The sequence below is a fragment of the Blautia sp. ZXY-1-B12 genome, assembly GCF_056339915.1.
In genome coordinates, this window is record NZ_JBWJVP010000174.1 from 1 (window position 1) to 11453 (window position 11453).

At 42.8% G+C, this 11453-nt stretch carries 9 protein-coding genes; 1 reads left to right on the plus strand and 8 read right to left on the minus strand.

Annotated elements, in window-relative coordinates; all coding sequences use genetic code 11:
- The 3 genes from AC075L_RS09650 to AC075L_RS09660 all read right to left on the minus strand — a co-directional run.
- A partial coding sequence (locus AC075L_RS09650) for a hypothetical protein (protein WP_476387573.1) occupies window positions 1–290 on the minus strand: 290 nt, incomplete at its 3' end.
- 339 nt (window positions 291–629) lie between these two features.
- The gene (locus tag AC075L_RS09655; protein WP_476387574.1) at window positions 630–1592 is read right to left on the minus strand and encodes an Rpn family recombination-promoting nuclease/putative transposase; all 963 of its coding nucleotides are present in this window, start codon (window positions 1590–1592) and stop codon (window positions 630–632) included.
- Window positions 1593–1721: 129 nt separating this feature from the next.
- Entirely contained in the window at window positions 1722–3848 is a 2127-nt protein-coding gene (locus AC075L_RS09660; RefSeq protein WP_476387575.1) for a CAP domain-containing protein, read from the minus strand.
- 648 nt (window positions 3849–4496) lie between these two features.
- On the opposite strand from AC075L_RS09660, the gene AC075L_RS09665 reads away from it, so the two are divergent.
- On the plus strand, window positions 4497–4634 hold the full coding sequence (locus tag AC075L_RS09665) for a hypothetical protein (protein WP_476387576.1): 138 nt from the start codon (window positions 4497–4499) through the stop codon (window positions 4632–4634).
- 243 nt (window positions 4635–4877) lie between these two features.
- On the opposite strand, the gene AC075L_RS09670 is transcribed toward AC075L_RS09665, so the two are convergent.
- From AC075L_RS09670 to AC075L_RS09690, 5 genes are all read right to left on the minus strand, one after another.
- On the minus strand, window positions 4878–5459 hold the full coding sequence (locus AC075L_RS09670) for a hypothetical protein (RefSeq protein WP_476387577.1): 582 nt from the start codon (window positions 5457–5459) through the stop codon (window positions 4878–4880).
- Window position 5460: 1 nt separating this feature from the next.
- A complete protein-coding gene (locus AC075L_RS09675) occupies window positions 5461–6615 on the minus strand; it encodes a ParM/StbA family protein (protein WP_476387578.1) in 1155 nt (384 codons plus the stop codon).
- Window positions 6616–6696: 81 nt separating this feature from the next.
- On the minus strand, window positions 6697–7176 hold the full coding sequence (locus tag AC075L_RS09680; protein ID WP_161286750.1) for a DUF5038 domain-containing protein: 480 nt from the start codon (window positions 7174–7176) through the stop codon (window positions 6697–6699).
- Between the two features lie 73 nt (window positions 7177–7249).
- The gene (locus tag AC075L_RS09685; RefSeq protein ID WP_476387579.1) at window positions 7250–9343 is read right to left on the minus strand and encodes a C39 family peptidase; all 2094 of its coding nucleotides are present in this window, start codon (window positions 9341–9343) and stop codon (window positions 7250–7252) included.
- Between the two features lie 10 nt (window positions 9344–9353).
- A partial coding sequence (locus AC075L_RS09690) for a phage tail tip lysozyme (RefSeq protein ID WP_476387580.1) occupies window positions 9354–11453 on the minus strand: 2100 nt, incomplete at its 5' end.

Consider the following 11453-nt stretch of genomic DNA (forward strand, 5'->3'; position numbering starts at 1 on the left):
TAATAGTGCCATGCTTTTTCAAGTCCCTCAAAAGTATCAGGCATCTGACCGTGGATAATAGCTATAGTCCAATGCTTCACACAATGCTTTGCTGCATTTAATATAGGCGCATGAACCTTGTAATAATCTGTGCAGTGGTGGATTGTCCATATCCTATTGCCGAAATTAAATGATCTTAAATATCTTCGATCATAAACAGCCATACAAAGTGCTATCAAGATTTCTCGGGATTTATATCTATTTTTTATGCGAGTTTTTATAATTTCACAAATTTTAAATCTATTTTTCATATAGAGGTCTCCTTCCTACCTCTCTAATATGCAAAAATCAAAGAAAAAAAGAGCATCGAATATGATGATCTTCATCCCAAAAAGTGAATTCGAATTCACTTTTTGGATATGTTCCCCCCTGTGGAGGGGGGGGTTCAAACACATGAATTAAAAAATTATACCATACATCTTTGGGGTTTGAAACTGATTTATATTTCTTTCCATGGGTAGATATTAACACATCTCATATAGGAAAATTTCTGGTACGACAAAAAGTTTTTTAGATAATCGCTGCAAAATGAAAAAAGACAGAGTCCTGGAATACTCCATGAGCCTGCCTTTTTACCTTTTTTCTTATATTTAGTCACCTGATTGCCAGTACCTGTTCACATAGTCCACAGCTTCATCTTCTGGCATTGAAAACTCTTCCATTAATTTCTTGACTGCACTATCCTTAGTTACATTAAAATCCTTATAGGTTCGAATAAGAATGCGTATGCCTTTTTGAACGCCTTCCTGAACACCTTCCTGTTTTAATTCCTCTAATGCGTTGCACATATCAACCCTACCTCCTTTTCGTTCCAGTTCCAAAGCATGGTCAATCAGCTGCTGCGATTCTGTGATCGCCCCTATTACAAGACCAAGATCTGTTGAGATTGCCTGGTCTTTGTATTTTCGATTTATTTTTTGATAATCTCTGGCATATATAGCCCTGCTGACATCAAATACGGTATCTACATCCGGGTTACAAAACTTGAGCGAATCACTGGTTCTCACCTGAATCAGGTTCATTTTATAATCAACTATCATAGCCTCCAGTTCTTCCGGAATCTTCAACATATCCTTCAGCGAAAGCGGTCCATCCCACTCACGTTCTCCATAGTATACACAAAGACTGATCACCGGATGCAGACGGTCTGTTTTCTTAAAACTTGACAGGAACTCCTCGGATGAATCAAAGTCCTTATCTTTCCTGTTCTGGGCTGCGATCTCATCATATTCCTTCATATAAGAAAACGCATCTCCAATCATGTGTCTGAGCGGCATTGCGTAATGAATCTTTGCCTGATTTTCCAGTCCCCAGATCACAAAATCCACACCGTATGCCGTTTTCTTGACGACATCCAGAATTTTCTGCATCGTCTCCGCATGTCCATTAAATTTCAGTACGGAGGAGATATCCGTATCAGCTTCTGTAAGGTCGCCTGCCTTTAATACCTGCCTGCCATCAAACAATGCTGCATTGAACAGATCTGCAAAGTGTTCATTATCCCTCCAAAAGGTCTTTAGTATGGTATCCGGCTTTATCTTATTTCTTTCCACCTCTGCTACCACCTCCTGTTCTTATGTTCAATATACCACAATTCATGCCCTATTTCCATCTAAACAAAATTAATTTCAGGGAAGGCAGGCTCATCCTGAGTCATACCTTCCCTGTCCTGAAACTGCCTGTCATCTGCAGGTCTTGCCTTTTACATTAGACCATCTGCTGTATACTTTCTTTCCGTCTGCGCCGATCGTATAAGAACGAATCCTGTAATAATAAGCGGTTCCCTTTTTCAGCTTCGTATTTGTATACTTCACGGTAGAATTTTTTGTGACCGTCTTAATCTTCTTATATTTCCCGGTCTTACCGATCTTGCGGTAGATCTCATAGCCCTTTGCCTCGGATACTTTCTTCCAGCTCAGAGTCAGTTTTCCACGGTTCTTGTTGGAAATGGATTTGACTGCCGTTTTGGACGGAACCATCTTTACAGTCACAGCTTTGCTGTACCCACTCCATTTCTCTGTACTTCCCTGTACCGATGCCGCACGGATCTTAAAGCGGAGCGTCTGTCCCCATGTAAATTTACCTGAAGCTGTCGTCTCATCTCCCACTGTCTTGAGTGATTTATAAGTCTTTCCGTCCGCGGAGACATAGATTCTATATTTCTCAGCATTCTCCGGCTGATCCCAGCTGAATATGACCGTCGTTCCCTTGCGTTTTGCAGTCAGTACCGGGGCAGCAGGTGCTGCAAAATCTTTTGACGTTTTTACAGTGACTTCATTGCTGTTGCTGCTATAAAGAATTCCACTTGTGCCAGTCTTGTATGCTCGCACAATCAGGGTAAGATCCTTATCATATCCTAAGCGGTAACGGCAGGATGTTTCATTTCCGTAAACAGTCTGCATCCGGGCATATCCGTTGTTGTATTTTTTATAGATCAGATAACCATCCACATTCGGCACCTGATTCCAGGAAATGTTGACATATTCCCCATCCGGATTTGCCTGCACCTGAATATCCGCGGTAAAATCCTGCTTCCCATCCGGATCAGACGGAACCAAAGTCACTGTCGGAATCGGGGTAGGTGTTGCTGTCGGCTTCGGAGCTTCTGTCGGAGTCGGTGTTGGACTCTCAGACGGGGTTGGGGTAGCTGATGGTTTCGGTGTTTCCGTTGGAGTTACCGATGGTTTCGGAGCTTCCGTCGGTGTCGCAGTTGGTATTGGTGTACTGGTCGGTACCGGAGTCGGTGTCGCTGTCTCCGTATTTCCAGTTACCTTTACTGTCTTTTCATAGTATCTGTCGCTTCCATTTACATAGAATTTCAGGCTGGCAGTTCCGGCTTTTAATGCTGTTACATTTCCATTGCTGTCCACTGATACAACGGATGGATTCGAAGATTCCCAGACTCCGTCACGGCTTGAAATATTGTAAGTACCGATATCGTATGGAGGGCAATAAACATAATTTTTTAATTTGGGAATCAAGGTATTAAAAGAACCAACCTCACAGCTCAACGGACTATCTGTTTTAAAATCCAGATATCTGTTCGCAATTTCCATTTCAAAATCTTTACTATAATCCGAATAGGAACCTGTAAACGGGGTATAAGAATATGTCTTATTACTATAGAAAAAAGTAGCTGCTCCACCATACCAGTTTGATCCTTCAGGTTTAAATACAGCAAATCCTAAAAGATCCTGATTTCCAGTCAACAAAGCATCCTTATGCGCCGGAGAATTCATCCAGCTGTTAAAAAACGTCTCCGCGGAATATTTGGTCTTTAATGAAATATTTTCTGTCATTATATTGGGATATTTTGAACGTACCTGCTTGTCATTTGGTAAAATATGATTATAAACAATCGAAGCCTGTGCCGCCCTGTCAATCGCACATCGCATCATTTCATTGTCAAGCTTCATTGGTTCCACACCTTTTTTCGCTCTTTCCGCATTGACCAGCTCCAAAAACTTTTCTGCTTCTGAAAGATAAACCGTTCCAGATACATGCACATTATAAGTGCTCTGAGAAGTTGCTGCTGCCACATTCTCCCCATCCTCCACGGCAAAATCATCAGAAAAACCAATCTCCGCGGACTGGGTATCTGCTCCAGATGTTTCATAACCATCCGTAAAACCCTGCTCTTCTTCTGCACTTTCGTCAACTTCATCAGTATTGGCAGCATCACCAATCTCATCGCTCCCGCCAATCTCCGCGGAAGCTCCATCTGTAAACTCATAACTTGCTGATACAGAGGAAACGGATGCAAAAGCCATAGATGCTGCAAGTAAAATAGCTAAATATCTTTTCTTCATATAAAGATCTCCTTTTCTATTTTTTTCTGTTGTTTTTTAGAAAGAAATGCGGGAGGTGGGAATCTCCGCGGAATATTAATGCTGCCGAAAATTTGAATTCGAATTCACTTTTTTTCAGTTCTCACCGTTTTTTTTATTACAATAATTATAACATATCAAAAACACGGTTGAAAATAATTTTCTTTCTATGTTTGCATCATATCAAAAAGGGGGAAGAAAAAAATCAGGTACGAAAAAAAGGGATTAAAAACGAAAGAAATGGGAGAAAAAAAGAGACATATTAGAGTTAATAAATTACGGTTTCAGACGGGCAATCTTCTGCTAATTTTGGATTCCAGGTTTCTGCTTACGGTTCTTAACACCAAAGGAATCCGGGCGGCAATGGTATTCTCCGCGGAATTATCTGTTTTACTTCCTATATAAATAGAGTGCGGATACATCCTGTTTGCAGATTTATTATCCGCGGATTGCAGACCTCCGATATGTTTCATAGTATCCAGACTGTAAGGAAAAAATGATCGGCTGAATCCTCCGCGGCAGTATCGGTTTTTGATCCTTCCTGGCAACCGGTGGATTACACTGGGAAATCTCCGCGGACAAACAGAAATTTTCAGAGTGCCGACGGGATGGTGACGGAAATCTCCGCGGATGTTCTATAAAAAATCAGCACAAACAAAAAAAGAAATAAGAAAAGACCTTGACTATGGAACTTTTTCAGAAGAACCGGAAGATTACGCAACGAAAAAAAGAGTACCAATTCTGATACTCTTCTTCTCAAAAAAGTGAATTCGAATTCACTTTTTTAGTCTTATCCTGATACCGTCAGATATCCAAGTGCGTTCCTGACTTAATAAGTCGAGATTAAAAGAGGGGAGCGAAAACCAGCTTCTTCTTTTTCATATCACCATATTTTTGAAAAGACCCATTAACTCAGATTCCTCTTCATCATTTAAGTTACCAGTTTCTTCCAGCTCATCTTTTGAAGATTCCTGTAAGGAAGCATCTTCCTGGATTTCCGGATCCAGACTCTCATTTGGAGATTCCTTTAAAGGATCTCGTTTCCCTGGAATTCCCAAAAGAGTCTTTTGTTTCAGGGACATTTGAATCCTCCGGTTTCTCAGGAGGCAGATCTTTTATGACAACTCCTCCAACTTCTATCGGCGATTCTGCCACACGTTTCTGCTCGGAAGTCTTTTCTCTTACATATCTGCTGACCGGAGCCGGGACAACTTCGCGTTCCCCAAAGATCCCCTTTTCCCGTTCTGAAAAATATCCCAGGTTTTCCTGTGCTGTATAACATCCCGGAAGAACGAAACACAGATATACCCTGAGCAGCTGCTTGATAAAATTGTTCCGGTATCCCTTGTCTATCTTATTTAATAGATCAATGGCATCTTTATCCTTTTTCTCATCCAGGATGATATTGAACATATATACCGGTTTGGCAATCTTTTCACATTTCTTATCGACCGTCTCCAGTCTGACATAACGTTTACGGGCAAATGCATTCAATGTGAACTTTACTGCTTTTGGGATGGATATCCTGCCTTCCCTGTAAAGAGACACCAAATCGAGGTCGTGGTAGTGATACAATCGAATTCGTATCTTCAAATCAACCACCTGCCTTAGAATTCATGTGGCAGAACATGAAATACCCGCGGACATTTGCATATAGTAACGGCAGCTTGTCATTCCGGTTACCCGGGATAACCGTCAGGGATTTCATTCCTTTGAAATGTTCCTTAAACTTATCCATCCATAAAGAACAGGTGCCTCCTGTAGGGATCAGGATATCATAGTCCCTCATATAGTTAGTCATGTTCTTCAGGGAAGCCACTGCCTCCTGGAATACTATCTCGCTCGCCCTTTCAACCAAAGGAGCGATCGGTACGGACTCCGACTGCATGGTCTCTTCATCCAGAACGTCAACATATCCTTTCTCAAGGAACTTCTGCATTGCAGGAACCCGGATATCCTCTCCGTATAAATCCCTTAATAAAGCAGATGTCTCTGACAGGATACGCCGCATGCCAATATTGGACAGGGATTCCTTCAGCACCAATTTACGGTTGATCAGTCCATACGGATCAAAGGTGCCAAAACCCACGTCTGCAATCAGGATATTTTTCAAAAAGAATTCTTTTGTATCTGGAAGAAAATGCCCGGTCTCATCGATCACTACGGAATAAAGGCTGCCAGCAGGCTGAGGCATAACAGCTACATTTTCAGGTTTCACCTGGATATCGTACTTTTTCCAGTTTCCTGTCCCAATCTTTAATTCAAATACATAATGTTCAGAAAATGCTTTTATGATCGACTTTTTGTCTTTTGTGATATAAGCGGTCGGAAGCCCCGTCTGAACGACGATCTCCTGCTCATCACTTTTTTTTCCATAAAGATTCTCACTAATTCCAAGTGCCATGCCGGTAGCAATCACAATCTTGAATTTCTTATTTGCATAACGGTTTCTTGCATAGAGTTCCGTTTCCGTTTCATTTGTATCATCCGAACCGATCTGGTTCTGCGCAGATGCCCCTACAAGATATGTCCCGCTCTCGTCGCGGTACAGAATATCCTTTTCATTTACAACCTGAAGTTCAGAATCAAGCTTGTGGGCAAAAGACGGAAAACAGAAATACTTGTTCGGAGCAAATCCCTTCAAACTGGAAAACCCTGCATCAATACCAAGGATCCATTTTTTAGGAAGTGCCATGTTCCGTTTGGCAATGATCTCCTGCTGTGTCCTTATTGTCTTTGTATCAATCAAAATCAAACTCTCCTCTCTTTAAATTTTCCCAAATAATATGAGAAAAACCGGTTTTCAAAAAATGAAAAACCGGTTTTCTGATTACTTGGAGCCACCCTCGTTTCTTAAGTAGGCATCATCGGAAAGAAGATTTTTCTCTTCGCCCTTTTTCGGAACTTCTGTATATCCAAGGTAAAACTTATCACTGGACTTTCTGTAACAGACTGGTAACGTCGAGCCATCAGAAAGACGGAAATACAAACAGGTATCATCCTCATTTAATTCTACCGTCTGATCTTTAAGGTATGTAGCAGAATCAATCCCCTGTACCCCTGACTTTTTTATCAGTGTAAGGATTTCATCCTGCAGCTTCTCTTCTTCTGGTGAAGACATCACTTCATCCATACCTTCATCCTCAAAAACAATCTCTTTCACGTCTTCTTCTTGCTCTGGTTCTTCCGTTTCAGAGGGAACCGGAGTTGCTGTTACTTCGATTGTTTCTTTTTCCGGTAACGGATCTGTTTTTTTCTGACTGAAATGATGAACTGTCAGAAAGACTACCCCACATCCAATTAGAATCATCCAAAATATCCTTTTTTTAAACATTTAAACCCCCTTTCTCTGTCTTATCCCGACAGGAAATCAATCCGCAGCACTATTTGGTCGAAGGCCCAGTGCTTTCAAAAATAAAATAAGCATCACTTGTTATATCGACTTCTGAGGCCATGTCAAAAGACCGGTTGATATAATTCTTTGCCTCACTGTCATTCGGATCATTTACAAGGACTTTATTTCCGTTTTCAACACCCCTGAGCACAATAAAATGTCCACCTCTTGTAAAGAGCCCGGCACTCTGCGAACTGATAACAGGATGTCCCTCTGATAAAGCTTTCAATACCTCATTAGCATCATACGACTCCCTGACAGCCCCACAGCCAAAGTGTTTCGCAGCTGCTTCGAAATAAGACCAGCTAGTTCCCGCACCCCAGACATAATAGGAGTTTCCACACCAGGCAACCGCATCTGCAGGAGTGATCGTCGTTCCTGTCAGGTAACTGGCAACCATTGCAAAACTTGTAGGGCCACAGCCACATGCGGCTATATTGCTGCTGCCATATGGCACATTTGCATAATCTGTCTGCAAATAATGCGGAATCTTCATTCCGTTCGCAGGATACGTTCCGATTCCTCCAGAAGACCCAAGGACATGGTAAAACTGTAAAACTTTCGGTGGATATTTCTGGTCTTTAAAATCCCATTTACCTTTCTGCTGTATCTCATTCGCATCTGTCCTCTCTTTGTTCCCAGACTTAGTTTTTGCATACTCTAAAGCCTTATCCTCTGAATACTCCCCTTTACAGTAATCAACAAAGCCATCCGATTCAAACTCAAAAGCCTGTAGGATAACCCTCAGCCCGTCTACATCAGAGGGAGCCGGAGGGATTGCGGATTTATCAATTTTTGTCGTTGCCGTGATGCAGGCAGAAAACAATTCCGCCGCCAGCTCAATGGAATCAGCCCTGCTCAGGGTTTTATCCGGGTTCGGATTCAGGGATGTCCCTGACATATCAAAGATATCATCCTTTTTCCCATCGTAATGCCTCTGTTCTGCAAGAGCCTTGAACAGTTCAACATAGGCTTCAAATCCATATTCTTTGGCTGCTGCCTCCAGTTCCTCTTCATACTTTTTGATCTCATCGGACAGTTTTGCCTCGATCTTTGTATCTGCCCTTAAGCTTACATCCAGCCCGGAAAATTTCGTCCAGTCTGATACCTTGTATTCAAGAAGAGCCATCTCCTTGTTATTACGGCACCACCAGACCTTATTGCCATCTGTGGCATACGGGTCAGAATTCCCCGATCCGCCCAGCGCAACCTGCTTTCCGATAAAAGACAGTATATTCTTGGATACGGCATTTGTATAATGGGTTCCGTCAACTGTCTGATAACCGGATTTATTAAGCTCTCCATACAGGTCGATATACCCGACATCCGAGCTGAGTCCGTTCTTTAACGCACGGTTAAAAGATTCGATCTCGCTATTCGAAGTGTAGGGGTCATTCTGTACCGGACCTACAGATGCAAAATAGACAACTGCACCTTTTTTCTTCCATTCCGTAGCTTTCTGATTGATTGCTGAAATATAGCTGTTCTGGTGGTACAGGTCGTTCACACCCATTAAGATTACAAATGCGGTACCGGAGGAGGCATAAGACTCTGCCTGTGGGAAAGCGGTACTCATCATCCAGTCATATCCCATACTTGACAGACAGATAAAAGTATTCTTCGAATCGGAATTGACGTCCCTGAGTCCTTCCGTACGGGAATCCCCGATATAGACCACCCGGTTTATGGACGCCTTTTTCTCATCATCCTTATCCTTATCCCCGTCGTCCGTATCACTGTTATCCTCAATAAGGTCGTCATCCGTCTGGGATAAAACTTTCGTGAGCAGGGAATATTCTTCATCCCCGACTCTGGAAAGCAGGTTGTTCATAAGGTCTGTAAGTGAATCCGTCATGTTCGTAGACAGGGAATCCTTTTCTCCCAGAACATTGGAGTCATCCTTCTCATTCTTATCAGATTTCCCCGGTTCCGGGGTAGGGGTAAGCTTATCAAGGATGCTTTCATTTTTGTTTCCTCCAAGGATGCTGCTTGCCGCTACCTTTGAAACAGGAACCAGTTTCATTACTGAGGTGACAGATAAAGCCAGAACAGTAAATAAGATCAAAACATGTTTTTTCTTCATTCCGCACCTCCTATTTAACTAAAAATACTTCGGCATAGTTTACGCCTAATCTATCGCATTCCGCATGGGAATTTGCATCATTTCCCATATAGATATCAATATGGTTTCCTTTGATCGCACCCCCACAGTCTTCTGCTGTGTATACGATACCGTTTATCAGTACCTTGCTGCCATACGGGATCACAGACGGATCAACTGCTATTGAGTGGTTTTTTTGTAACGGATTACCCAGTGAACCAACCGGTCTTCCCTGTGCATCGTTGTAACCCTCATTACACTCATAACATCCGCAGTAATATGTAAGCATAAAGTTTCCAAGGGATACCGTTTTCTGTCCGGGCTGAAGTGTTTCCCCGGTGCCTCCGCCTGCACTCTGTGACCTGCCATGATAGCTTGCATAAACATTCTGGGCATACTGGACTCTTTCTGCCATATGAGCCAAAGGTTCTTTTGCACAGCGTTCAAAATTTGCACAGAAAACATAAGTAGCATATTCCACATCTGTCATCTTTTTAAATTCTTCCAGCGACTTCCTGGTATTTTCCGAATAGCCATAATCATGTCCGACATACATCCAGTCTCCGCCCTGAAGTTCCTGCAGCATGAAGTTGAACTGCACTGTAATATCATTGTTCGGCCATCCAACCCCCTGCTGGTTGCAGAACTGAAGGAATGCAGTTTTTCGGCCAAATGACCACTGACACATACCAACACCTTCTCCATTATCCTCCACTGCATTAAGGGCAATATCGTTAGGACCGCCTCCGGATTCCCACATAAGATTTCCGATGGCACCGGCAGCCGCCTCTTCTGAGTACCCGGCATTGATAAGTCCAAACCATACTTTTTCAATGTTATTGCTTCCTACAAGGGTACTGGATAACGGATCTAACGCACAGGTCTGTTTTAATGCACAGCTGAAGAGTTTGTCGAAATAATACGTGGTGACCGTAACATCCAGATGACGGTGTCCCGGACAGTAATACTCATCCTCTCCGTCAGCATTTTTACGGCTGGTGCATCCTCCGCAGTATGTAACAGTAACGTTTTTCTCCACATCATGGGAACCATTAAAAATTCCCACAAGATAGGATCTGATCAGGTTCTGATATGTACCGTCATATTCCGATTTGTCGATATCGTAAAGATCCATGAACTCATAAAGCTTTTCACGGTCTGCATACCGGATCTCATCAGTCAGTGGACTGGGGACATATTCTTCCAGATTAAAGTCAAATAACACTGACATCAGGCAGAGACACTCTTTGATATTATTATCCCCGTTTACCATACCAGCTTCATTTTCCCAGTCTTTATAGACCGTTTCGTTTTTTTCATCCCTGTAATTGATCGTAACAGTCTCATAGGAAGAATCAGAGCTGAGTTTTTCAAGATAATTCTTGAACTGATTATGACAGGTATCTAAAGCATCCACATACTGCTGTCCTACTAACATCACAGTGTCCGAATCATCGCTTTCCTCCATCTCCCCGCCATTAAACGAGAATATAGCAAGGATGATACCAATAATCACTGCCGCCACCACGAGTATGATGAGCAGAGGGAATCCTATAGACAGTAATGTGGAAACAATGGAAATAAGAAAGTTGACCACATACATCGCCGCTTTGGTGACGACCACCATTACCTTTGCAACTACCTTTGAAGATACCTTTACTAGATTCGCAGCTGCCTTTGAGGACATCTTTGCAGCCCTGGCAGAGCCCTTAGCAACGATCTTGGCCCCGGCTCTGTCCACGGAACCGATAACTTTTCTGGTAAGTCTCGTACCTCCCCTTATCGCACTCTTCATCTGGTGCTTGTAAGTCTGTTTGATCACCGGGGTAACCACTTTACCGGATGCCCTTGCCATCATGGTTCCGGTTTTAGTCATCTGATGAGCCTGTCTGAGAGAACGCCCCACAACCTTCCCTGCAGCCTTTACGGGCTTGATCGCAGTCCGGGCTACTTTCAGGCTCCTTCTTGCCATAGTATAGGTAAACATCATTCCCTCGATGGTACTGTTTTCCGTTTGGCGCATCATCTGCTTCAATTTCCGCCGAAAGTCTCGCACCAGCCGTGCCCCGCCTCTTTTCAGGGAATGCGCAGC